Below are 24,568 nucleotides of genomic sequence, written 5' to 3'. Positions count from 1 at the left end.
CCGCCCCGATGGCACAGACGCGCGCTGCGCGGATCGGGGTGATGGGCGGAACGTTCGACCCCATCCATCACGGTCACCTCGTCGCGGCGAGCGAGGTCGCCCAGTCGTTCGACCTGGACGAGGTGGTCTTCGTCCCCACCGGCGTCCCGTATCAGAAGCGCGATGTGACGGCGAGCGAGCACCGCTACCTCATGACTGTCATCGCCACGGCATCCAACCCGCAGTTCACCGTCAGCCGGGTCGACATCGACCGCGCCGGCGCGACCTACACGATCGACACGCTGCGGGACCTGGTCGAGGTGTACCCGGGGGCGGAGCTGTTCTTCATCTCCGGTGCGGACGCCGTTGCGCAGATTCTCAGCTGGAGAGACCATGATGAGCTGTGGGATCTCGCACACTTCGTCGCGGTCTCCCGACCCGGTCACGTGCTGAGCACAGCCGGCCTGCCGAAAGACGTTGTGAGCGTACTCGAGATCCCCGCGCTGGCGATCTCCTCGACCGATTGCCGAGACCGCGTGCGTCGCGGACACCCCGTCTGGTATCTCGTCCCTGACGGCGTCGTCCAATACATTGCTAAGCATCACCTCTACCGGAGCGAGGCATGAGCACACCCGACCAGCCCGACACTCCGCAACTGACCCGTCGGCAGCTGCGAGAGCTGCGGAACACGGCTTCCACGCCGATCATCACCGCCGACACCGAGGTGCCGACGCCGGCCGCGCCGCCCGTGGCGCCGCTGCCGCGTGCCGCCGAGCCCGTCGAGGTCCCCGCCCCGCCGGCCGCGGACGAGACGATCGACCTCAACGCGCCGGCGCTGACCCGGCGGCAGGCCCGTCTGCAGGAGAAGCTACGGACCGCGTCCGTCCCGGTCATCACCCCCGAGGTGGATGCCGCTGAACCGGCCGCGACGCCGGGGGAGACCGCCGTCACCCCGGCCGAGTACGACACCCCCGGCGCGGTGCGCGACGATGCCCCGACGGAGGACGTTCCCGCCGAGGACGCCGCCGCGACGGGTGACGAGACCGCGGAGGCCGCCGACGCCGCAGACACGCCGGAGGTCGCAGACACGCCGGAGGCCGCGGAAGACCGCGCCGCCGGCGGCGAGGATGCCGGCGACGAGCCGGACGCTGCGTTCACACCCGCATCCGAGGAGGCGGAGCCCGCCTACGAGCCCGGTGAATCGGCAACGGACGCGGACCCCGACCCCGTCGCCGACACGACCCCCGAACCCGAACCCCAGGATGCCGAGGCAGCGGCGACCGACGCGGAGCCCGCCGGCGAAGAGCCGCACGAGGCCGAACCCCCCGCCGACGAGGCCGTCATCGCCTATGTCGAGCCGGCGCTCGACACCCCGCTCGACGGCGCGGTGGACGCTGAGGACGAAGCAGTCGACGATGCGGTTCCGACAGAGAGCCCCCGCGTGCTGGGCGCCGCCTTCGGCGCGGGACTGCTGGTCGGCGGGTCGACCGGAACCGCGGAGCAGCCCCCGTCCTTCGACCAGTTGCTCACGCGCAGCAGCAGCGTGACCGGGTCGCTGTCCGTGCCCAATGCGTTGATCCTGTCGCAGACACCGGAGGCCGGCTCACTCGTGTCGCCGATCACGGCGACCGGCGAAGTGCTCATTACCGGTGCGTTCAGCCTGCCCGAGAACTACGGCGCCACCGGGCGGGCTCCCGGCACGTCGGACGGCAAGGAGATCGACGCGACGCTCGTCGACGGTGAGCTGCCGCCCGCGTCGTCGCCCACGCCGATCGCCGCGAGCTCGGCCATCAGCACGATCAAGAGCGCGGAGGACATCATCAAGCCGCCCGCACCCGAGAAGGGCAGCCGCCTGATGATGGCGCTGGCCATCACCGCCGGGGTGCTGGCACTCGCCCTCGCCGGTGTGCTCATCGTCGCTCTGGCGACCGGAGTGTTCCGATGACGGCGGCCGAGTCGACCTTCGACCTCGTCCAGCTGGCCGCCGCGGCCGCCGACAGCAAGGGCGGCGAAGACCTTGTCGCCTTCGACGTGTCCGACCCGCTGCCGCTGGTCGACGCGTTCCTGCTGGTCACCGGCGACAACGAACGCAAGGTGGCGGCCATCGCCGACGCGGTCGAAGAGAAGATGCTCGAGGCCGGCTACAAGTGCCTGCGCCGCGAAGGACGGTCCGAGGCCCGGTGGGTGCTCCTGGACTTCGGCGACCTCGTCGTGCACGTGTTCCACCAGGAGGAGCGGGCCTACTACGGCCTCGAGCGCCTGTGGAGCGACTGCCCGGCGATCCCCGTCACAGTCCCGGCTCCGGAATCGGCCGAATAGGGTGGGATGGTTCGAAGCACCCTCCAGGATGTAGTAGTCTGGAACGGTTGCCGCGAGCGGCGACCAAGGGCCTGTGGCGCAGCTGGTAGCGCACCTGCATGGCATGCAGGGGGTCAGGGGTTCGAGTCCCCTCAGGTCCACCAAAACTCCCGGTAAAGCACCGAAACTTCACTCCCCGAACAGGGAGTTTGAATGTTTGGTAGTCGTTTACTGGACACTTCTCTGGTGAGCGTGATCAATGAACTTGTGGTGCGTCTCCTCGCCGCCAATCTGACGGGGTCAGCCGACGAGCTCCTCGGCAGGCATCGGGCGGGCTCGGACCTGTGGACTGTGCGTCAACAGTTCGAAGCCAATCAGGTGCGTATCGGTGACGATGAAGGCAACTGGGTGTCCACAGTCGAGAACGACGCGGCCAACCCGGCTGATCAACACGCCGAAACTTCGCTTTCAAGTTCTAGTTCATAGACTGTGCGCGCGCCGACGCCCCGCTCACGGGCACTGCCCCTATATGGATCCCTGTCCGCGCGCTGCGCGATTGCGGTTCGGTCATCGCGCGGCGCAGTCCCATCGCGCACACACGTTGCGACGCACACTCCGCAGCGCGACAGCCCGGCGGACGCGGGGCTCCGTTCTACGCGAGCCGGTCCTCGTTCGCACCAGGCGCCCGTGTTCGCGCTTCTTGAGCTTCGCCGAGTGCGTCGTCGGATTCGCGGGAGGTCCAGTTCGGCCGGCGACGGGTCAGCAACAGGGTGATGGTGGTTGCGAAGACGAAGGCGACGACGATTGCGAACACGGTCGCCGCGCCGGAGTCACTCACGGCAATCAGGGGTCCGAACAGGGTCTGCGCGACGACTTGAAACGCGAGGTGGAACCCGATCGGGTTCCACACGTTGCCAGAGATGAGCCGGAGGAGTCCGGCGACGATGCCCATCGCGAGGAAGATCGTTCCGCGTTCGATCAATACGGACCATCCGGATGTGAGCACCCAGAGCGCGGTACCGAAGGCGGCGAACAGCACAGCCTGGATGAAGACCGCTGCGATGGGAGCCATCGCAGCTGACAGGTTCCGGTAGATATATCCGCGGAAGATGAGTTCTTCCGGGATCGCTTCGAATAGGAGCACCATCACGATGAGGAACGCGGTCGACGCGATCAGCTCCCACCATGGCACGCGAATGGTGACGCTCACCCATCCGGCCGAAAGAGCGACGGTCAGGCCCAGTGCGGATGGCACAAGGAACGACGTGACTCCGATGAGGAAGGGTCGCGACGCGGTACGACCGACCTGGACGCGGAGTGTGGACCAGGGTCTGCGGTCCAGGTGCTTGCGCGCGAGAACGATCATCGGCACAGCGAGACCGAAGACGATGACAGCGCTGACCAGGCGACTGAGCGGGCTGATCGTTCGGTCGAACACGGTCAACCCGACCCAAATCATCAGGCTCCAGATCGCGGCGGTCCCCAGAAGGACGATCCCAATCCTCCAGACGACGTTTGGTCGCTCCTGCGTGGCCATGCTCTACTGTATCGGAGCGCCGGCGAGGTTTCCGCTGACAGCGTCAACTAGGACTTTCGGGCCTGTCCGATAAACAATGAAGATGGTCATGCGGTTCCGGGCGGGCCTGACCTCCCGATTAACTGACGCGGCCCTTGGGCTGTTGTCCTGACACCGACCGGTCGGCCCGTCCGGGGGCGCACTCGTTCCGGGTGGCCGGACCGGGCGGGACGTGACTTCATAGGACCTTGCTCGACCAATGACTCGTCATTGTTGTGTCCGCCCGGCCCGGCGAGGTCATCCCTATTGAAGGGAGACGTCACCAGCATGAGTAGCAACGCGCGCGCAACGCAAGCCGTGTTCGTCATCGGCGGTATCGACGCGCATGCCGACACCCATCACGTCGTCGCGCTCGACGCGAACGGGAAGATGCTCGGCGATCATCCATTCCCGGCGTCCTCACGCGGCTATCGCGACGCACTGGACTGGCTCGCCGGGTTTGGCGTGGTCGACAAGGTCGGCATCGAATCCACCGGTTCCTACGCGGCAGGAATCACACGGTTCTTCCTGGCCGCCGGCATCGATGTCGTCGAGGTCAATCAGCCGCATCCGCACCTGCGAGCCCGCCGCGGAAAGGACGACGCGATCGATGCCGAGGCCGCAGCACGCAAAGCGCTGTCCGGCCAGGCCACCGCGGTGCCGAAGATCACCACCGGCGTGGTGGAATCAATTCGGGTGCTGCGACTGGCCCGTGAATCCGCGGTTCGTTCCAGAACGAGAACACTCGTCCAATTGCGGAGCCTGCTGGTCACCGCTCCCGCGAAGCTGCGAGAACAACTCACCGAACGATCCGCGATGGTGCTCGTCGCACGATGCTCAGGACTGCGACCTGACCTGAGTCGTCTCGATGAGCCGCTGCAGGCCACCAAGCGTGCTCTGCGCACCCTGGCCCGACGGATCCAGATGCTCGACGAAGAGATCGCCGAGGCCGACACCGCGCTGAAGCAACTTGTCGAGCGTTGCGCGCCCACGCTCATCTCGAAGCTAGCGATCGGTCCCGGCCATGCCGCGCAGCTGCTGATCACCGCGGGGCAGAACATTGACCGGCTTCACTCCGAAGCGGCATTCGCCAGGCTCTGCGGCGTTGCACCGATACCCGTCTCATCGGGCAAGACGCATCGCATGAGACTGCATCGAGGTGGCGATCGTCAGGCGAACGCCGCGCTCTACATGATCGCCGTCTGCCGCATGCGCTACCACCAGCCCACGATCGACTACGTCAGCCGACGGCTCGCGGAAGGCCTCTCGAAGAAGGACACGATCCGCTGCCTCAAACGCTTCATCGCCCGCGAGGTCTATCACGACCTCAGAATCGACCTCGGACTTACTTGACTTCTATAGGACCGTCGGTGGATCTGGTCGAGCGGTCATTAGTTGATTCGGCCTTCGAAGGCGATCGCGAACGCGTTCAGCGCCGGCTTCCATCTCGTGGCCCAGTGTGCCCTGCCGCGACCTGGTCAAGTCCCATGAAGTGGTGTCACTCCGGTTGTCTCCTGTGTCGGGTGATGGTCAGGCGGTGAGGTAGAGCTCGGGGTGGGGCTGCTCGGTGTGGTCGTGGAGGGTGTGGGCGAGCTTGCGCATGGAGATGTCGGAGAAGTAGCGGCGTTCGCCGTAGCCCCATTCCTCGTGCTGCTCTTGCAGGACGGCGCCGATCAGGCGCGTCACGGAGTCGCGGTCCGGGAAGATCTGCACGACGTCGGCGCGGCGTTTGATCTCCCGGTTGAGACGTTCGATCGGGTTGTTGGACCACACCTTCTGCCAGTGCTCCCGCGGCAGTGGTGCGAACGCGGTGAGGTCGGGTTCGGCTGCCTCGAGCATGGCCGCGATCTCCGGGAATGAGCCGCGGAGGCTGTCGGTGACGGCCTGGTATTGGGCGAGCACGGCCTCTGAGGTGGTCTGCGCGTAGATCGTGGAGATCAGCGCGTTGACGGGCTTGGAGCGGGCGGAGCCGATCTTCTGGGTGATGTTGCGGGCGAAATGGACTCGGCATCTCTGCCACCCGCTCCCGGGCAGGATCGCTTTGACCGCCGCTTTCAGGCCGGCGTGCGCGTCGGAGGTGACCAAAGCGACGCCGAGCGGGTCGGCGTCGGTGGCGACCTTCAACCCGCGGTCGCGCAGGCCGCGGAGGAACTCGGTCCAGAAGTCCGTGGTCTCCGCGTCGCCGAGCGCCATCCCGAGGATCTCCCTGCGCCCCTCGCCCGAGACGCCGGTGGCCACGACGAGGGCCTGGGAGACGACGCGGCCGCGGTGGCGGACGTCGAGGTAGGTGGCGTCCAGGAACAGGTACGGGAACCAGGTGTGATCGATCCGCCGGTGCAGGAACTCCTGCACCGCCTCGTCGATCTCGCCGCAGATCCTCGACACGGTCGACCGGCTGATACCGGTGTCGTTGCCCAGGGCCCGGACCAGCTGGTCGACCTTCCGAGTGCTCACCCCGTCGATCCAGGCCTGGCAGATCACCGCGTAGAGCGCCTTGTCCACACGGCGCCGCGGGGAGAGCAGACTCGGGAAGAACGACCCCTCCCGCAGCTTCGGGATCGCCAGATCCACCTCCCCGGCCGGGGTCGCGAGCAGCTTCGGTCGGACCCCGTTGCGACGGGTCGTCCGCTCCGGAGTGCGCTCATGCGGAGCCGCGCCGATCTTCGCCGTCGCCTCCGCATTGATCAGGTCCTGCAGGCCGGCCTGCAGCATCCGGCGGAACACATCCGAGTGGGCCAGGTCGGGATCGGCGAGGACTTCGCCGATCAGGGTCGTCAGGGCAGACTGGTCGTGGGTCATCGTGGGGTCACTTTCGTGGTTCTTGGCGGAACAACAGGTCTCCCACGATGACCCTCCTACGTCAACGACGACGAGGACCCCGCGGGAAGTGACACCACGCTACGAGACGCACCCCGCGACCTGTCGGGTCAAGTGAGCGGGTCACGAGGTAGAGGCACGTCAGTGCGGCGGCATCGTTCGGGAAGTGCCCTCGTGCGCGCACTGCGCGCCGGTATCTCGCGTTGAGCGACTCGATCGCGTTGGTGCTGCAGATGATGCGGCCGATCTCGACGTCCCAGTCCAGGAACGGCACGAGATCGAAGCGGCGGAGTAGCGAGACGTATCCGAACTGCTTGTTGTACGTGAACGCATACTCGGAAGACTCATCTCGAACGACCCGGTCTGTCGGACTCTGAGCGATCTCCTCGTAGACGTAACCATTGACCAGTGCGGCATCCCTCGTCTCGTCGCCGAAGTCCCACTGGGACAGATGCTGGATTGCGGTGTCGGGTCCGTCCTTATCGATCATGTCGAGCACGGCGTCGGCTTCTTCGCCCTGCATGAAGACGATGCTCATCCAGCGCTGTTCCACCGGTGGTGCCATCGCATCGAATGATGCGGGGGTGGTGCTGTTCATTTCGATCTCCCGTCTTCATCGGGAAGGTGCGCACCCGCCCACCAGCACCCGATCGGCCCGGACTCGAGATGTCGACACTTACTCGACGGTTCAGATACTTCGAGATCCCTCCAAGCGCGTCCAGATCCATCGAAGGCCAGTCGCGTAAGCTGTCTCTCAGCACCACCGGAGTGAAGCCGAAGCGCAAGATTCCGAGGGTTTTGGGCATCCGCGAGACCATCCGGGCCTGTGGCGCAGCTGGTAGCGCACCTGCATGGCATGCAGGGGGTCAGGGGTTCGAGTCCCCTCAGGTCCACCAAATCCCCGGTTCATCCGGGGATTTCGTGTTTTCAGGCCACCGGTTCGATCAGGTGCGGCGCGTTGTTGCGGACGTTGCCCACCGCCCGGTCGACCACGTACGCCTCCAGCGTGTCCGCCAGGGCGGGCGCGGCGTCGATCGCGGCATCCAGCACGTCGCCGACGTTGTCGGTGGTCGGGTCGAGCCACGCGTCGGCGTAGTCCGGGTCGACGAACAGCGGCATCCGGTCGTGGATGGAACCCAGCGACCCGACCGCATCACGGGTCAGGATGGTGAAGCTCAGCAACCAGCGCGTCGCGTCGTCGTCGGCCTTGCTCGGATCGCGCCACCATTCGTACAGACCGGCGAACAGCAGCGGCGAGCCGTCGGCGGGGTGGATGTAGTGCGGCGTCTTCACCCCCTCGAAGGTCTTCCACTCGTAGTAGCCGGACGCCGGAATCACGGCACGCCGCTTGATCAGCGCCTGCCGGAACATCGGCTTGTCCTCGACGTCTTCGGCACGGGCGTTGATGGCCCGCGGTCCGATCGACGGGTCCTTCGCCCATGACGGCACCAGGCCCCAGCGCGCGGACTCGAGCCGCCGGGTGGGCGGTTCGGTCTTGGTGGAGTCGAGCACGATCGCCACCTGATCGGTCGGGGCCACGTTGAACGAGGGCGCGGGCAGGTCATCCCCGGCCACGTCGACGCGCAGCACCCCGACCAGCTCGGAACCGACATCGGCCACGACGAAACGTCCGCACATACCGATCAGCGTACGCGCGGGCGCCGACACCCGGGGCCGGTCAGTTGACCGGGAGCACCCCGACGTCGGCCAGGCGCTCGCGCAGCGCGGCACCGTCGTCGCCGGTCACCCACGGCACAGCGGCCGCCGTGTGGTGGTCCACGGCCGTGCGGCCACCGGCGAGCACCGCCTCGGCCGGCGTGAGGCGCCGGATCGCGACCGCTGCGACACGGTCGGGGAACTCCGCCGTGAACGACGTGTAGAGGTCGTCGTCGTGCTGGCCGTCGTCGCCGATGAGCAGCCACTTCACATCGGGGAACTCTTCGGCCAGCCGCCGCAGGTTCTTGTGCTTGTGCGCCTTGCCGCTGCGGAACCAGCGGTCGTGCGTCGGGCCCCAGTCGGTCAGCAGCATCGCCCCCATGGGGAACAGGTGGCGGCGCAGGAACCGTTCCAGGGTCGGCGCGACGTTCCACGCCCCGGTCGACAGGTACACGATGGGAGTGCCCGGGTTGTCGCGGACGATGCCCTCCAGCAGCACGGCCATGCCGGGCACCGGCTGGCGGGCATGCTCGTTGACGACGAACGAGTTCCACGCGGCCACCAACGGACGGGGCAGCGCCGTCACCATGACCGTGTCGTCCACATCCGACACGACGCCGAAGCGGGTGTCCGCGCCGACGATGAACACGCGCGACTCCACGGGCTCAGACCCCTCGACCGACATGGTGATCTTCTGCCAGCCGGGCTCCAGCTCCGCCGCCAGTCGGACGTCGACGACACCACCGCGATCGGCCACCACCTCATGCGTCGTGCCGGCGATCGTGATCGACACCTGGGCGAACCCGATGGGCACGGCGGCGAAACTGCGCCAGCCACGCACGCCCGCATACTCGCCCCCGTCGCGGGGTGGCTGCGGCGGCACGATCAGCACACGCCCCAGGACCCGCACCCAGGTCTGGGTGCCGTAGCCGGGGAAGGCGGCGACAGTGGGCCGGTGGCCGCGTCGGCGTGCGCGGCGCTCGCGCCAGGCGTGCAGACGGTACTCGAGGCGCGCAAGCCAGAGCACCTTCGTGTCCGGATCGGGTGAAGAGGACATCACCTCAGTGTTGCATGCCGCCCTGGGAATGATCTGGTTCCCGGACCGCCGGCTCGTCGTCCGGACGGAAGTGGCGGGCCTCCCGCGCGACGATGATCCGCTTGACGAGCCACACCAGGACGAGGAAGAGGACGATGATGCCGACGAACAGGTACCCGGCCGAATGCACCCGGGAGGCCAGCTCGCGGTAGGAGCCGGCCGCGGCCATCGCCACGCCGACGTAGGCCACCGACCACACCAGGCAGGCGGGAGCCGTCCACCACAGGAAACGGCGGTACGCGAACCCGCTCATGCCCACGGTGAGCGGCACGAGCGAGTGCAGCACCGGCAGGAAGCGGGAGAGGAAGATGGCCGGACCGCCCCGGCGACGCAGATACAGCTCGGCCCGCTCCCACTTGTGGTCGCCCACCTTGCGGCCGATCCACGAATAGCGGATGCGCGGTCCCAGCCACCGGCCGAGGAAGAATCCGATGCTCTCGCCGACCAGTGCGCCGACGATCACGACGGCCACCAGCACGACTGCCTCCACGGGCGAGGACACCGCGGTGCCGGCGACGATCACCACGGTGTCGCCGGGGACGACGAGGCCGATCAGGACACTCGTCTCCAGCATGATGGCCAGCCCCGCGATGAGGGTCCGCACGACCGGGTCGACTGCCTGCACGGCGTCGAGCAACGACGTGAGGATCTCATTCACGGCTCAAGGCTAGAGCCTGCCCCTTCCCTCTAACCTGTGAGGGTGCTCCCTGTTCTCGCCGCGCGCAGCCTCGACGCCTGGATCGACCCGGCCACGGTGTTCGCCGGCGGCCCTGCCGACGCCGCCGATGCGTTCTGGCTCGACGCCGGCCCGGAGGCCGCCGACGGGTGGAGCTGGCTGGGGGAGGGGGCCCGGTCGGCGGGGCCCGCCCACGTTGTGTGCGCCGCACAGGGACGGGCGATGGATGCCGGTGCCGGCCTCCCCGGAGCCTTCCACGGCGGGTGGATCGGCTGGCTGGGGTACGACGATGCCGCCGCGCGCGCCGGCGCACCGGCCGCCGTCGACGGCGACGGCACGGCCCGCTGGCTGGCGGTCGACCGCTTCGTGGCGTTCGATCACAGCGCGCGCCAGGTGTGGGCCGTCGCCCCGGCCGACGACCTCGCCGGCTACGCCGAGCGGGTGGCGGACTGGGCGCGCCGTGGCGCCGCCCACCCACGTCAGGCGGCTCCCGCTCGCGGGACGGCGAGGGTGCGGGCGCGGCACAGCGCGGCGGCGTATGCCGAGCTCATCGAACGCTGCCGCGACGCGATCCGCGCCGGAGACGCCTACCAGTTGTGTCTGACGACGCGGTTCGAGGTGACCGGATCGATCGACCCGGTGGCGGCCTTCCTCGCCCTGCGCGAGGCCACCCCCAGTCATCACGCCGGCTTCATCCGTGCCGGGGACCTCACGCTCGTGTCGGCCAGTCCCGAGCGGTTCCTGCAGATCGCCGACGGCATCGTGCGCACCCACCCCATCAAGGGCACCCGCCCCCGCGGCGCCGGCCCGGCCGCCGACGCCGCCCTGGCCGCGGAACTGCTGGCCAGCGCCAAGGAGCGTGCCGAGAACGTCATGATCGTCGATCTCATGCGCAACGACCTGCAACGGGTCTGCCTGCCGGGCACGGTCGCCGCCGAAGCCCTCCTGCAGGTGGAGTCGTACCCCGCCGTTCACCAGCTGGTCAGCTCGGTCGGAGGACGCCTGCGGCCCGGCATCCGCTTCGGCGACATCATCGACGCCGCCTTCCCCGCCGGCAGCATGACCGGCGCCCCCAAGCTGTCGGCGATGACGATCCTGCACCGCCTCGAGAACGGCCCCCGCGGCGTGTTCGCCGGCGCGTTCGGGTGGGTGGGTGCCGACGGCGCCGCCGACCTGGCGATGGTGATCCGGTCGATCGTCGTCCACCCCGGCGGCGCCTATGTCGGCGCCGGCGGCGGCATCACGTGGGGCTCGGAGCCGGCCGCGGAGGTCGCCGAGGTCGCGCTGAAGGCGCGCGCGCCCCTGGCCGCGCTGGGGGCCGCTCTGCCGCCGGACTGGTGAGCACGACGGTCCGGTAATCTGGGGAGACGTGCCTTCGCACCCGCTCCCAGATTGGTTTTCCGTGTCCACGACCGACAGCTCCGTGACCTCCGCCTCCGCCGACGGCACCGCCTTCGACCCGCACGCCATCCAGGACCGGTGGCAGACGCTCTGGGCGCAGGCCGACCCGTTCCGCGCCGGCGACGATAGTGACACCCGTCCGCGCAAGTACGTCCTCGCGATGTTCCCGTACCCGTCCGGCGACCTGCACATGGGCCACGCCGAGAACTACCTGTACTCCGACATCGTGGCCCGGTTCTGGCGGCACCGCGGGTACAACGTGCTCAACCCGATCGGCTGGGACAGCTTCGGTCTGCCCGCCGAGAACGCCGCCATCCAGCGCGGCTCCGACCCGCGCGAGTGGACCTACGCGAACATCGCGCAGCAGAAGGCGAGCCTCAAGCAGTACGGCGTCTCGTTCGACTGGAACCGCGTCCTGCACACCAGCGACCCGGAGTACTACCGCTGGAACCAGTGGCTGTTCCAGAAGCTGTACGAGCGCGGCCTGGCGTACCGCAAGGAGAGCCCGGTCAACTGGTGCCCGAACGACCAGACGGTGCTGGCCAACGAGCAGGTCGTCGACGGCCGCTGCGAGCGGTGCGGTGCCGAGGTCATCAAGAAGAAGCTCACGCAGTGGTACTTCAAGATCACCGAGTACGCCGACCGGCTGCTGGACGACCTGAACCAGCTCGAGGGCTCCTGGCCGCACAAGGTGCTGCAGATGCAGCGCAACTGGATCGGCCGTTCGGTCGGCGCCGACATCGACTTCGAGATCGAGGGGCGCGCCGAGAAGGTCACCGTGTTCTCGACCCGGCCCGACACGCTGCATGGCGCGACGTTCTTCGTCGTCGCCCCCGACGGTGACCTCGCGGCCGAACTCGCCGCCGAGGCGTCGCCGGAGGTGCGCATGCGCTTCCAGGACTACCTGGACCGCGTGCAGAAGACCAGTGAGATCGAGCGGCAGACCGCCGACCGACCCAAGACGGGTGTGTTCCTGGAGCGCTACGCGATCAACCCCGTCAATGGGGAGCGCCTGCCCATCTGGGCCGCCGACTATGTGCTGGCCGACTACGGCCACGGCGCCGTCATGGCGGTGCCCGCGCACGACCAGCGCGACCTCGACTTCGCCCGCGCGTTCGACCTGCCGGTGCGCGTCGTGGTGGACACCACCGCGCCGATCACCGGCGCCGTCCCCGTGATCGAGGTCGACGACGACGGCGTGCCGGTCGACCCGGGTGTCGACCTGGGCGCGCTCGACGAGCTCGACCCGGTCAAGACCGGGGTCGCGCTGACCGGCGAGGGCCGGATGATCAACTCGGGCGCCCTCAACGGGCTGAGCAAGCGCAACGCCATCGCGCGCGTCATCGAGCAGCTCGAAGCCGACGGCACCGGGCGCGCCACCAAGACGTACCGCCTACGCGACTGGCTGATCTCCCGGCAGCGGTTCTGGGGCACGCCGATCCCGATGGTGCACACCGACGACGGGCGCATCGTGCCGGTGCCCGACGAGCAGCTGCCGCTCGAGCTGCCGCCGGCGGCCGGCCTCGACCTCAAGCCGAAGGGCACCTCGCCGCTGGGTGCGGCCACCGACTGGGTCACCACGACCGACCCGGAGACCGGGGCGCCGGCGCGCCGCGACCCCGACACGATGGACACGTTCGTCGACAGCTCGTGGTACTTCCTGCGGTTCCTCTCGCCCGGCGACAGCGGCGAGGCGTTCTCGCAGCGGGAGGCCGACAAGTGGGGGCCGGTCGACTTCTACATCGGCGGTGTCGAGCATGCGATCCTGCACCTGCTTTACGCCCGGTTCATCACCAAGGCCCTGTTCGACATGGGCCTGGTGGAGTTCACCGAACCCTTCTCGAGCCTGATCAACCAGGGCATGGTGATCCTCGACGGCGCGAAGATGTCCAAGAGCAAGGGCAACCTCGTCCTGTTCCAGGAGGAGCTCGAACAGCACGGCGCCGACGCGCTGCGCGTGGCGCTGGCCTTCGCCGGACCGGTGGAGGACGACAAGGACTGGGCGGACGTGTCCACAACCGGTGCGGCGAAGTTCCTCGCGCGGGCGCTGCGAGTCGCGGCCGATGTGTCCAGCCCCGTGGACGTGGTCTGGGCCGAAGGCGACGCGGCGCTGCGCCGGGTCACCCACAAGATGTGGGCCGAGGTTCCGGGGCTCGTGGAGCAGACGAAGTTCAACGTCGTCGTCGCGCGGCTGATGGAGCTGGTCAACGCGATCCGCAAGGCCATCGACGGGGCGCCCGGCCCGGCCGACCCGGCCGTGCGCGAAGCGGCTGAAGCGGTCGCGATGGTGCTGGATCTGATGGCGCCGCACACCGCCGAGGAGATGTGGGCGATGCTCGGCCACGAGCCGTTCGTGGGCCTGGCGACCTGGCGCCAGCCCGATCCGACGCTGCTGGTGGACGACACCGTCACGGCGGTGGTGCAGATCGACGGCAAGGTGCGTGCCACCCTCGAGGTGTCCGCCCGCATCGACGCCGACGAGCTGGAGCGCATCGCGCGCGCCGACGAGAAGGTGCTGCGGTCGCTGGCCGGGCGTGAGATCGCCCGCGCCGTCGTCCGCGCCCCGAAGGTCGTGAGCTTCACCACCGCGTAGCCTCCTCCCCAGTCGCCGATTTCGGCGGTCCGTCCGCAGATCCGTCGGCACGGGTCATCGGCGGCGACAGCGGATGCCAGTCTGGCGCGGTGAGCGGACCGACGGAGCCTGGTCGTGCCCGGCGCCTGGGCGTCGGCGCCGCCGTGGTCGCGGTGCTGGTCGCAGTGGCCGTCACCGTCGCGATCGGGCTGGTGCGCACGGCGACGGCCACCGTCGAGGAGCTGCCCGAGCCCGATGTCGCCGTGTCGGCCACGGTCGTGTACGTGCACGTGTCCGGCGCGGTGGCACGCCCCGGCCTGTACCGGCTGGCCGAGGGCGCGCGCGTCGTGGATGCGATCGCCGCCGCCGGCGGGTTCGCGGACGACGCCGACCCGTCCGCGGTCAACCTGGCACGGCTGATCGGCGACGGGGAGCAGCTGCATGTCGGTGCCGCGGGGGAGACCGTCTCTCCCGGCGCCGGTGACGGCCGCATCGATCTGAACGGCGCAGACGCCGCCGCCCTCGAGGCCCTGCCCGGCATCGGCCCGGCCCTCGCCGCGCGCATCATCGCATGGCGCGAAGAGCACGGCCGGTTCACGAGCGTGGACGACCTGCTGGCCGTCGCGGGCATCGGTGAGAAGGTGCTCGCGGCGCTGCGCGATCAGGTGCGGGTGTGAGCGCACGCGGCCTGCGGCGCCGGGACCTCCGGCTGGTCCCGATCGCCGTCTGCGCCTGGGTGGCCGCGGCGGCCGGCATCCACCTGCCCGCGGCCGCCGCGGGTATCGCCATCGCGGCAGCGGTGGGCTGCGCGGCGTCCCTGGGGCTCGCGCGGTACCGGCCGAAGCGGCGCACCGTGTGGGCACTCGCGGCGGTCGCCCTGGCCGTCGCGGGCGCGGCCGCCGCACACGTCGCCCTGGCCCAGCCGCACCGCTCCGCCGTCCTGTCGCTCGACCACGCCGGAGGTCGCGTGCTGGAGGTCGAGGCCGTCGTGGTCGGCAAGATGGAGCGCAGCGGCACCGGCTGGCGGTTCGACGCGCACACCCACCGCATCGCCTACGGCACGCGCACGCACACCGGCACCGTGCCGATCCAGGTGCGCACCGACGAGGTGGCCGCCGGTCTCGACCTGGGCGCGGCGGTCACCGTGCGCGGTACGACGTTCCCCGCCGACGCCGGGCGGCGAGAGGTGCTCGTCCTGCGCAGCATCGGCGCACCGCAGGTCCGGGAACCACCGCAGGGGCCGCTTCAGGTCGCCGCCGCGCTGCGCACCGGCCTGCAGCGGTCCGTGGCGGGACTGCCGCAGCCCGCGGCGGGCCTCGTGTCCGGCTTGGCCGTCGGCGACACCTCGGCGGTGACAAGCGCCCTCGACGCCGACATGAAGACGACGTCGCTGTCCCACCTCACCGCCGTGTCCGGGGCGAACTGCGCACTGGTCGTCGGGATCGCCTTCGCCGTCGCCGCCCTGTGCGGAGCGCCGCGCGCGGTCCGTGTCGCGGCGGGCCTGACGACGCTGACGGCGTTCGTCATCCTGGTCTCACCCGAGCCGAGTGTTGTCCGGGCCGCCACCATGGCCGCCATCGCCATGCTCGGCGTGCTGCTCGGCCGCCCCGGAGCGGGCGTCTCCGTGCTCGCTCTGGCGGTCGCCGTCCTGCTGGTCCTCGACCCCTGGCTCGCCGCCTCGCTGGGCTTCGCCCTGTCCACCGCCGCGACCGGTGCCCTGCTGCTGGCGGCCGGCCCCCTGACCGACGGACTCGCGCGGTGGATGCCACGGCCCGTCGCCCTGGCGGTGGCCGTGCCGCTGGCCGCCCAATTGGCGTGCGGCCCGCTGCTGGTCCTCATCGATCCGCGGGTCCCGCTGTACGGGGTCGTCGCGAACATGCTCGCGGCGCCCGCGGCGCCCGTCGGCACCGTCGTGGGGCTGCTGGCCTGCCTGTTGGCCACCGTACCCGGGCTCGGCGCCGGCATCGCGCTCATCGCATGGCTGCCCGCCGCCTGGATCGCGGCGACCGCCACCACCCTGGCACAGCTGCCGGCCGCTTCTGTCCCGTGGCCGGAGGGGCTGCCCGGGCTGGCACTGCTGACCCTGCTCGGCGCCGCCGTTCTGGCCGTGGTGGTGCCGGGCCCGGCACGCATGCGGCGCGTGGGCGTCCTTGTGCTGGCGGGATTGGCCGGCGCCGGCGTCGCAGCGGGACCCGTCGCCGGGATCGTGGACCGGGCTGCGAGCCCGGCGGCGTGGACGGTCGCGGCGTGCGAGGTGGGCCAGGGTGATGCCGTGCTCGTCCGCTCCGGCGATGCGATCGCGTTGATCGACACCGGCCCCGATCCGGCCCCGCTGGCGCGCTGCCTGGACCGGTTCGGCGTCGGCACCATCGACCTGCTGGTGCTCACTCATTTCGACGCCGATCACCGCGGCGGCATCGAGGCCGTCGCCGGGCGCGTGACGACCGTGCTGCACGGACCGACCGCCGGGCCCGCCGACCAGCGCCTGCTCACGCGACTCCACGACCGGGGTGCCGACCTGCGGCCCGCCCATGCCGGACTGACCGGGACGCTCGGTCGGGCCCGGTGGGAGGTGCTCTGGCCCCGGCCGCGGGACCCCGTCCACCCGGCGGGCAACGACGCGAGCGTCATCATCGCCATCGCCGGGGGCGGCGTGCCCCGCAGCGTGTTCCTGGGCGACCTGTCCGCCGCCGCGCAACGCGCGCTGCTCGCGGGCGGCCGGGTGCCCCGGGACGTCGCCGTGGTGAAGGTGGCCCATCATGGCAGTGCCGACCAGGCACCCGAGCTCTACCGGCGCCTGCACGCACCGCTGGCGATGGTGACCGTGGGGGAGAACGACTACGGCCATCCGCGCACCGAGATCCTGAGCACCCTCCGTTCGCTCGGGGCGCGCGTCGTCCGCACCGATCTCGCCGGTGACCTCGCGGTCTGGCAGGAGGACGGGCGGTTGAGGCTGTGGCGCTCCCGCACGGCCGGTGATGTCGCCGCCGCTGGGTAGGCTGGAGCAATGACGCCCGCCCCGCGCCGACCCGCCGCGCGCTCCGCCGCGGCGATTCCACAGCTGTCGTGGCGTGCGCCCCAGCCGGCGCCCATCGTCCTGGTCTCCGGGCCCGAAGAGGTCTGCGCGGAACGCGCGATCAGCGGCATCCGTGACTACCTGCGCGCCGAGGACCCCAGCCTCGAGGTGTCGGACCTGCGCGCCGACGATTATGAGTCCGGCAGTCTGCTAGGGCTGACTTCCCCGTCCCTGTTCGGTGAACCGCGGCTCGTGCGCGTGAGCGGTGTCGAAAAGTGCAGCGACACGTTCCTGACCGAGGCTCTCGCGTACCTGCAGACGCCGCAGGACGGTGCCACCGTGATCCTGCGTCACACCGGGGCGAGCGTGCGCGGTAAGAAGCTCCTCGACGCCATCCGCGCCGGCACCGGCGGTGGCGTCGAGGTGGCGTGCCCGGCGATCAAGCGCGACTCCGACAAGTTCGACTTCGCCGCCGGTGAGTTCTCGGCCGCGGGGCGCCGGATTGCGCCGGCCGCGCTGCGTGCGCTGGTCTCGGCGTTCGCCGACGATGTCACCGAACTCGCAGCCGCGTGCCAGCAGCTGATCGCCGACGTGCCGGGCGACATCGGTGAACAGGTCGTCGAGCGCTATTACGGGGGCCGGGTCGAGGCGACGGCCTTCACGGTCGCCGACACTGCGATCGCCGGCCGGTACGGTGACGCGCTCATCGCCCTGCGTCACGCCCTGGCGGCCGGCGCCGATCCTGTGCCCCTCGTCGCCGCGATCGCGTCGAAACTGCGGACGATGGCCCGTGTCGCCGGCAACCGGGAACCGTCCCGCGCACTCGCGACCCGCCTGGGCATGAAGGACTGGCAGGTCGATCGCGCCCGGCGTGACCTCGTCGGCTGGAACCAGGCGGCGCTGGCCATCGCGATCCAGGCGGCCGCGCGCGCCGACGCCGAGGTCAAGGGCGCGTCACGCGACCCCGTGTTCGCCGTCGAGCGTCTGGTCACGGTCGTGGCCACGCGTGCGCCCTACGGCGCCTGAGGCGCCCGGCATCCGTCTCGGGCAACGTGAAAGGCCCGCCCCGGAGGGACGGGCCTTTCACACGGGTATGCGGCTCAGAGAGCGGCGACCTGCTTCGCGATCGACGACTTGCGGTTCGCGGCCTGGTTCTCGTGGATGACGCCCTTGCTCACAGCCTTGTCGAGCTTCTTGGTCGCCACGGCGAGAGCCTTCTCGGCAGCGGCCTTGTCGCCGGCGGCGATGGCCTCGCGGGTGCGGCGCACCTCGGTCTTCAGCTGGCTCTTGACGGCCTTGTTGCGCTCGCGCGCCTTCTCATTGGTCTTGTTGCGCTTGATCTGCGACTTGATGTTCGCCACGTGAGACGTATCTTTCGTTCGGAGTTATCGGTGGAGGTGCCGAGCGGCAGAAGAGGGCTGCCCCACGGCGGTCGTGTGAGGGAGGAAACCCACACGCAAGCCAATCCCTGAGTCTACCAGGTCTGGGCTTTCACTCGCGCCCCGCCGCCTCGAGCGTCGCGAGCGCCACACCCAGGACGGCGTTGAACACCCGCGGACGCATGGCGGTGACCAGGTGCGTGGTGCGCGGCACCACGAGCAGCTCGGCATCCGGCACCTGGGACACGAACAGCTTCTCGTTGACGCGCAGCTGATCGTACTGGCCGTTCACGAACCAGGTCGGCACGTCGATGCGGCGCAGCGCGGCGAGCAGGTCGAGCACGGACAGGCTCGCCAGGGCGACGTCCTGGGCGTCGTACGCGTAGCCGCCGGCGCCGAAGTCCGCGCGGGTCTCCGGCGGCAGGGTGCCGGCGAGCACGCGGTCGGTGAGCCACTGCCCGCGACCGGGCAGCCGGTTGAAGCCGCGGGCGAGCGCGCGGTATGCGGCCAGCCCCACCCCGCGGGGGATCGCCGTGCACGACGCGGCCACGAACCCGGTGACAGGCGGACGGGACTCGTCGCCGACGTAGGAGGCCGACAAGAGACCGCCCATGGAATGTCCCACCAGCAGCACCGGCCCGGCGGCCGCAGCCTGCCGGACGGCCTCGTCGATGGTCGCCAGCGCCCCGTCCAGGGTGAACGTCTCACCGAGCCGGGTGCCGTGTCCCGGCAGATCCACGGCCACCGACGGCGTGCCCCGCTCGTCGAGATACGCCTGCTGCGCACGCCACATGGTCGCCGAGGTCCGGATGCCGTGGACCAGCACGACCTGGACTGTCATGACGTCACTCTACGGGCGGGCGCGGCGGTGCCGGGGCGGCGACCCGCCCCGGCACCGATCTCCACCGCGGTCAGAACAGCACGCGCACCGACACCGTGCGGCTCTGAGAGCCGGTGACGTCGTCGGGTGCGGCGGGGACGAACACCGCGGTGTAGGAGTGCGAGCCACGGCTGAGCCGGCCCAGGGTGTGCACGGCGAGGCCGTCGGCGACCTCGACCGCGGCCACGAGCTGCCCGTCGGCGCCGCCGGCGCGGAACTCGACCGTGCCCTCGGGATCGCCGCCGCCGGCCTGACTCACCACCGCGACCAGCCGCGTGGGCAGCAGCCCGTTGATGTGGACCGGCAGCACCGGCAGCAGCGTCGTGGCCGTGCGCGCCGCCGTGACCGTGAACTCCACCGGCGCCGAGATCGAACCCGCCACCTCGTCGCTGCCGACATAGCGCGCGGTCACCGCGTAGGTGCCGGTGCCGAGGTCACCCGGCAGCGCGAGCGTCGCGCGGGCGCGGCCGCGGCGGTCGACGTCCGCGGTGCCGACGACCTCACCGTCGACCAGGAACTCGACCGTGCCGGTGACGCCGGCGTCGTCGGCGACGACGCGGGCCGTCGCGCGCACCGTGGTGTCGGCGCCGTACGGCGCGCTCGTGCGGTTCAGCGACAGGGTCGTGCTCGATGCCACCCCGCTGTCGGCGATCATGAGCGGGACCGTGACGACCGTGCCACTGTCCGGCGCCGTCAGCACCAGGGCCGTCGGGCCCGTCGGCAGATCGCCCGGCAGGGTGACCGCCACCTGCGCGGCGCCGTCGGCCACCGGGAACGAGCCGAGCGTCGCACTGCCGAGCGTGACGTCGAGGCGGGTATTCTCCGGTGCACCGCGGCTCGTCAGGTTGAGCCCGGCGACGTCGAACGCGACGTCCGAGCCCGCGGCAACCGACTCGGGCACCCCGGTCACCTGCACGGCGTGCTTGGCGTAGTCCGGGGCGACGGGGGAGTTGTCGGCCAGGTAGTCGATCCATGCCTCGTAGTCGAGCAGGCCGGTGTCGACGTAATCGGTGCCCTCCGTGAACACATGGAAGTTGTCACCGCCGGTGGCGAGGAACGAGAGCGTGCCGATGCGGTACTCGGCCTGCGGGTCGAGCGGCTGCCCGTCCACGGTCACCGAGGTGATGCGGGAGCCCTCTGCCAGGGCCGGGTCGTACGTGTAGGTCACGTTGTCGGACAGCCCCAGCTGCAGGTAGGGCCGCGACGGGACGTTGCCGTCGTCGTCGCGCTGCCACTGCTGTTCGAGCAGCGTGGTGAACTGGGCGCCCGTCAGGGTCACCAGTGCCATCGTGTTGTTGAACGGCAGCACCGCGTTGGCCTGCGAGAACGAGATCGTACCGTCGGCCATGCCCGGCACGGCGTTCTCCCCGAACTCGGCCTGCGTGTCCCACAGGTCGGCGCGGAGGCCGCCCGGGTTGGTCACGCCGATCACGGCGCCGTCGGGCAGGTCGGCGAGGGTGTCGCGCAGGGTGTTGGCCACGAGATTGCCCAGCGTCGACTCGGAAGCGCGGTCGTCGCGGCTGCCGCCGGTCCACACCCCGTCGACGAAGCTGCCGCCGGAGTGCGCGGTGGTGATGTCGCTGGCCACTTCGGCGACCGCGGTGTTCCCGACCTCCGCCGCGGCCGCGAGCGCTTCGGTCACGATGCGGTCGACCTCGGCGACGCGCGGATAGACGTCCACCAGCGTCTGCGGGTCGGTCGTCACCTGCGGCACGTTGCGCTCGGTGTGCGCGGTCACGTCACCGGTCGCCGGGTCGACCGTCAGCACGATCTCACCGAGGTTGGCGCCGTACGACCCGGTCTGCACGACCGGTCGGGTGCGATCGGTGCCGGGCACCGCCGCCGACCACGCGTATTCCTTGTGCGTGTGCCCGGTGAAGATCGCGTCCACCTCGGCGTCGGTGTCGTCGACGATGGCGGCGAAGACGCCGCCCGCGGCGAGTTCCTCCTCGAGCGTCGCACCGTCGGGCGTGCCGGCGCCGGCGCCCTCGTGGTAGAGCGCGACCAGCACGTCGGCTTCGCCGTTGGCCTCATCGCCGTCGCTCAGCTGCGCGGACACCCGGTTCACCGCCTCCACCGGGTCGCCGAACTCGAGATCGACGATGCCGGCCGGCGACACCAGGGCCGGCGTCTCCGCGGTGACGGCACCGATGACCCCGACGGTGAGGTCACCGGCATCCAGCAGCGCATACTCGGGCAATGCCGGCGTCTCGGTGCCGGCGAGATACACGTTCGCCCCGAGCTGCGGGTAATCGGACGCGGCCTGCACGCGGTCACGCAGATCGGCCCAGCCGCGGTCGAACTCGTGGTTGCCGACCGCGCTGGCCTGCAGTCCCAGCGCGTTCAGCACGTCGATGGTCGGCTGGTCCTGCGCGACCGACGAGGCGAACAGTGACGCGCCGATGTTGTCGCCGGAGGACAGGAACAGCACGGGGCCGTCCGCCTCGGCACGCAGCTGCTCGACGGTGCCGGCGAACCGGACGGTGTCGGCATTGATGCGGCCGTGGAAGTCGTTGATCCCCAGCAGGGTCAGTTCCACCGGCGCCGCCGCCGCCGTGAGCCCGACCTTGACGGGGTCGTGGTCGGAGGAACGGTACGCGTCCGGCGCGTGGAAGGTCGTGCCGTGCACGTTGTAGCGGCTGTATTCGAGCGCCACGGCTTCGCCCGCGTTGATGTTCCACACGTCGCCGCCGGTGAGCCGGCCGGATGCGGCGCTGTTCAGCAGGATGTGGTCCAGCGAGCCGGACTGCCCGCTGAAGCTGTAGGTGGCCTCGCCCAGGTCGAGCGCGTCCACGGCGTCGACGTAGCCCTCGTCGTAGAGCACCTGGAGCGGGTCCTCGTGCGTGTAGGCGTTGAAGTCACCGGCCAGGACGACCGCGTCGACGTCGCCCTGGATGTCGGCGACCCAGTCGGACAACGCGGTGGCCTGACGCACGCGCGACTCGTTCGACGCTCCCTGGCCGTCCCCGGCGTCGGCGTCACCGGGCCACGGGCCGGGGGAACCCTTCGACTTGAAGTGGTTGACCACGAACAGGAACGGTTCGCCGCCCTCGGCGGGCTCGAAGACCTGACCGATCGGCTCGCGGGCGTTGCCGAAGGCCTGGTCGGCACCACTCTGGGTGCCCAGTGCGCGCGAGGCACCGACCGGGTCGACCGCGGCGGGACGGTAGATGATCGCGTTGGTGATCACGTCCTGCAGGGCCAGATCGGGCAGTTCGGCCGAGGACGGCACATACGCCCATTCCTCCGAGCCGGCCGCGGTGTTGAGCGCGGTCACCAGCGTCGCGGTGGCCTCGTCGGCCTCCTCGCCCAGCACCGCGGAGTTCTCGATCTCCATAAGACCCACCACGTCGGCGTCGAGCGCGGCGATGGCCGCCACGATCTTGCTCTGCTGACGCTGGAAGTCCTCGTCGTCCCACGCGCCGCGCTGGTCGCACCCGGTGCGCACCGAGATGCCGTCGCCGTCGCGGTCGAGGTACGCCTGGCAGGACGGGTCGTCCTCACCGAGGGTCGTGAAGTAGTTCAGGACGTTGAATGCGGCCACCGAGATGTCGCCGCCCACGTCCTCCGGGGCGGGGGTGCGCACGTCCGAGAACTCCACGAGGTCGTCGCCGCTGCCGTCGCCGACCAGCGGTGCGGTGGGGTTGAACTTCCAGTCCCGGTTGCGCCAGTCGACGATCACGGGGGCGGTGAAGGTCGCCGTGGCACCCACCACGACCGGTTCGACCAGCGACACATAGGCGGGCGTGAGGTCGCTGTACTCCTCGTCGAGGTACGAGTACGACACGCCGTCGTCGAGGATGACGCCCCGGGCCGCGTTGTCGGCCTCGACCGCGGCGGCCTCGGGGCTGCCGGGGCGGGCGAGGTCGGTGGGCTGCCACAGGGGCGTCGTGCCGGATGCCAGTCCGACGTTGCCGTACTGGTTCGTGCGGTACGTGTCGCTCACGGTGAAGGTGCCGTGCGGGGCCACGAGCATCGACTCGAGCGTTTCGCGGACAGCGTCGTCGGTGGGCCAAGTGGTGGTCACGGGGGTGACCGGCGCAGCGGTCTCGGTCAGCACGACCACGTCGTCGGGCCCGGCCGGGGTGATCTCGGACAGGCCGTCGAAGTCGCTGACCAGTCCGGTCACCTCGACGTGGGCACCGATCTCCGGCGGCGTGAACGAGGGTGTGTACACGAAGATCGCGTGCGACGCATTGTGCGTGCCGAAGTCGATCTCTCCGCCGGTGCCCGGGGTCTGGATGACGAACCCGTCGAACCCGCCGGTCGGGTAGCTCGCCGTGACCACACCGCGGGTGGTGACCGTCTGACCCGCCAGCGCCGCGGCGGCTCCGGTGCCCTGGATCTCGGCGATCGTCGCGGTCACCGGCTCGACCGGCTCCTCCGGGTCCTCCGGCTCGGATCCGGTCGACGAGGTCGGTGTGGGCGTGCCCGCCGTGAAGTCGGCGGCGTTGTCCGCGGTGTTGTCGTGCGTGGCGTTGCGGGCCACGCTCGTGCTGTTGGACGTGCCCGGCGCCGGTCCGCTGCCGGCGAAGTCGGAGGCGCTGGATCCCCAGCCGACGAAGTCGACGACCGACTCGGCCCCGGCGGCGTTGCCGGTCGCGCCGGTGAGCGCCGTCGTCGACGACACCAGGGCGATCTTGCCGCCGCTGCCGCTGAGCGCCAGACTGCCCGTGTCATCGGGCGTGGGCAGGGGCGCGGCGGTGCCGGCGGTGTTGGCGCCCTCGGCCTGCTGCACGAGGAAGTAGGACCCCGGCTCGATGACGCCGGTCAGCGTGTCGACGTTGTTGAAGGTGCCGGCACTGGAGGCGTACTGCAGGCTCCAGCCGTCGAGGTCGACGGCCTCGTCGCTGGTGTTGTACAGCTCGACGAAGTCGTGGGTGTGGGTGGCGCCGTTGTTGCCGCCCCCGCCGTACACCTCGTTGATGAGCACCGCCGCCTCGGTCGACACGGCGGCCTGCGCGGCGCCGGGGGACAGGATCACCCCGGCGATGACGGTGGTCGCGGCGGCCAGGACAGCGGTGCTGCTGCGGCCTCGGCGGGGCGTGGGGGCAGGGGCAACGTGGTGCGTCACAGTGTTCTCCCGGAGCGGTTCGGGCGCGGGGATCACGCGCGGAGGCCGACCGCCTTCTTGAGCATCGGCCGGGCGGCGACGCGCGGGCAAGGGTCCGGTCGGTTAACTCTTTCTCACGAATCGGATTGCTGGCGCGTCGGTCTCGGGCCGGGCTAGACTCTGCCGCCCG

The 24,568-nt window shown here is 70.3% G+C and carries 18 protein-coding genes, 2 tRNA genes and 1 pseudogene; 12 read left to right on the top strand and 9 right to left on the bottom strand.

Translation table 11 applies throughout. The features are described from left to right. Positions 1–8 precede the first annotated feature (8 nt). The 5 genes from nadD to ACQ143_RS02230 all read left to right on the top strand — a co-directional run bounded on the left by nadD (position 9) and on the right by ACQ143_RS02230 (position 2,763). Positions 9–605, top strand: a complete 597-nt coding sequence (gene nadD, locus ACQ143_RS02250) for a nicotinate-nucleotide adenylyltransferase (protein ID WP_449569091.1) — start codon at positions 9–11, stop codon at positions 603–605. After that, positions 602–1,924 carry a hypothetical protein gene (locus ACQ143_RS02245; RefSeq protein WP_449569090.1) on the top strand — a complete coding sequence of 441 codons (1,323 nt, stop codon included), beginning with the start codon at positions 602–604 and terminating at the stop codon, positions 1,922–1,924. Before nadD ends, ACQ143_RS02245 begins: the two co-directional genes overlap by 4 nt. Beyond that, positions 1,921–2,298, top strand: coding sequence for a ribosome silencing factor (rsfS, locus tag ACQ143_RS02240; RefSeq protein WP_449569089.1), 378 nt, complete (start codon positions 1,921–1,923; stop codon positions 2,296–2,298). The genes ACQ143_RS02245 and rsfS overlap by 4 nt, the downstream gene beginning before the upstream one ends. A gap of 67 nt (positions 2,299–2,365) precedes the next feature. Beyond that, a tRNA-Ala gene (locus ACQ143_RS02235) sits at positions 2,366–2,441 on the top strand. Positions 2,442–2,523: 82 nt separating this feature from the next. After that, on the top strand, positions 2,524–2,763 hold the full coding sequence (locus ACQ143_RS02230; protein ID WP_449569088.1) for a hypothetical protein: 240 nt from the start codon (positions 2,524–2,526) through the stop codon (positions 2,761–2,763). Between the two features lie 166 nt (positions 2,764–2,929). Here the strand turns inward: ACQ143_RS02230 and ACQ143_RS02225 are convergent, their stop codons facing one another. Beyond that, the gene (locus ACQ143_RS02225; RefSeq protein WP_449569087.1) at positions 2,930–3,814 is read right to left on the bottom strand and encodes a CPBP family intramembrane glutamic endopeptidase; all 885 of its coding nucleotides are present in this window, start codon (positions 3,812–3,814) and stop codon (positions 2,930–2,932) included. Positions 3,815–4,120: 306 nt separating this feature from the next. On the opposite strand from ACQ143_RS02225, the gene ACQ143_RS02220 reads away from it, so the two are divergent. Continuing rightward, on the top strand, positions 4,121–5,185 hold the full coding sequence (locus tag ACQ143_RS02220) for an IS110 family transposase (protein ID WP_449569086.1): 1,065 nt from the start codon (positions 4,121–4,123) through the stop codon (positions 5,183–5,185). Between the two features lie 177 nt (positions 5,186–5,362). Here the strand turns inward: ACQ143_RS02220 and ACQ143_RS02215 are convergent, their stop codons facing one another. After that, positions 5,363–6,631 (bottom strand): IS256 family transposase, encoded by a 1,269-nt coding sequence (locus ACQ143_RS02215; RefSeq protein ID WP_449569085.1) that lies wholly within the window; start codon positions 6,629–6,631, stop codon positions 5,363–5,365. 112 nt (positions 6,632–6,743) lie between these two features. Beyond that, positions 6,744–6,923 (bottom strand): annotated as a pseudogene (locus ACQ143_RS02210) (transposase); the annotation flags it as partial. Between the two features lie 546 nt (positions 6,924–7,469). Between ACQ143_RS02210 and ACQ143_RS02205 the strand changes: the two are divergent. Continuing rightward, a tRNA-Ala gene (locus ACQ143_RS02205) sits at positions 7,470–7,545 on the top strand. 31 nt (positions 7,546–7,576) lie between these two features. Here ACQ143_RS02205 and ACQ143_RS02200 read toward each other — a convergent pair. The 3 genes from ACQ143_RS02200 to ACQ143_RS02190 are packed head-to-tail and all read right to left on the bottom strand — an operon-like array spanning position 7,577 to position 10,059. Continuing rightward, positions 7,577–8,287, bottom strand: coding sequence for an SOS response-associated peptidase (locus ACQ143_RS02200; RefSeq protein WP_449569084.1), 711 nt, complete (start codon positions 8,285–8,287; stop codon positions 7,577–7,579). Positions 8,288–8,327: 40 nt separating this feature from the next. Then, positions 8,328–9,362 carry an App1 family protein gene (locus tag ACQ143_RS02195; protein ID WP_449569083.1) on the bottom strand — a complete coding sequence of 345 codons (1,035 nt, stop codon included), beginning with the start codon at positions 9,360–9,362 and terminating at the stop codon, positions 8,328–8,330. Between the two features lie 4 nt (positions 9,363–9,366). Further along, complete coding sequence (locus tag ACQ143_RS02190) at positions 9,367–10,059, bottom strand: DedA family protein (RefSeq protein WP_449569082.1); 693 nt, start codon at positions 10,057–10,059, stop codon at positions 9,367–9,369. Positions 10,060–10,101: 42 nt separating this feature from the next. Between ACQ143_RS02190 and pabB the strand changes: the two genes are divergently transcribed. From pabB to holA, 5 genes are all read left to right on the top strand, one after another. Beyond that, positions 10,102–11,418: an aminodeoxychorismate synthase component I gene (gene pabB / locus ACQ143_RS02185; RefSeq protein ID WP_449569081.1), complete on the top strand. Its 1,317-nt coding sequence runs from the start codon at positions 10,102–10,104 to the stop codon at positions 11,416–11,418. A 61-nt stretch (positions 11,419–11,479) separates the two neighbouring features. Further along, positions 11,480–14,071, top strand: a complete 2,592-nt coding sequence (gene leuS, locus ACQ143_RS02180) for a leucine--tRNA ligase (RefSeq protein ID WP_449569080.1) — start codon at positions 11,480–11,482, stop codon at positions 14,069–14,071. An 89-nt stretch (positions 14,072–14,160) separates the two neighbouring features. Next, positions 14,161–14,727: a helix-hairpin-helix domain-containing protein gene (locus tag ACQ143_RS02175; RefSeq protein ID WP_449569079.1), complete on the top strand. Its 567-nt coding sequence runs from the start codon at positions 14,161–14,163 to the stop codon at positions 14,725–14,727. Beyond that, the gene (locus tag ACQ143_RS02170) at positions 14,724–17,048 is read left to right on the top strand and encodes a ComEC/Rec2 family competence protein (RefSeq protein ID WP_449569078.1); all 2,325 of its coding nucleotides are present in this window, start codon (positions 14,724–14,726) and stop codon (positions 17,046–17,048) included. Before ACQ143_RS02175 ends, ACQ143_RS02170 begins: the two co-directional genes overlap by 4 nt. Positions 17,049–17,057: 9 nt before the next feature. Beyond that, positions 17,058–18,092, top strand: a complete 1,035-nt coding sequence (holA, locus tag ACQ143_RS02165; protein WP_449569077.1) for a DNA polymerase III subunit delta — start codon at positions 17,058–17,060, stop codon at positions 18,090–18,092. Between the two features lie 74 nt (positions 18,093–18,166). Here the strand turns inward: holA and rpsT are convergent, their stop codons facing one another. The 3 genes from rpsT to ACQ143_RS02150 all read right to left on the bottom strand — a co-directional run bounded on the left by rpsT (position 18,167) and on the right by ACQ143_RS02150 (position 24,399). Then, positions 18,167–18,427 (bottom strand): 30S ribosomal protein S20, encoded by a 261-nt coding sequence (gene rpsT, locus ACQ143_RS02160; protein WP_449569076.1) that lies wholly within the window; start codon positions 18,425–18,427, stop codon positions 18,167–18,169. Between the two features lie 130 nt (positions 18,428–18,557). Then, on the bottom strand, positions 18,558–19,286 hold the full coding sequence (locus tag ACQ143_RS02155; protein WP_449569075.1) for an alpha/beta fold hydrolase: 729 nt from the start codon (positions 19,284–19,286) through the stop codon (positions 18,558–18,560). 70 nt (positions 19,287–19,356) lie between these two features. After that, positions 19,357–24,399, bottom strand: a complete 5,043-nt coding sequence (locus tag ACQ143_RS02150; RefSeq protein ID WP_449569074.1) for an ExeM/NucH family extracellular endonuclease — start codon at positions 24,397–24,399, stop codon at positions 19,357–19,359. Positions 24,400–24,568: the final 169 nt, after the last annotated feature.

The organism is Microbacterium pollutisoli (genome assembly GCF_053586795.1).
Note: the sequence above shows the minus strand (reverse complement) of the source record. Positions and strands in the feature narration are given on the sequence as shown.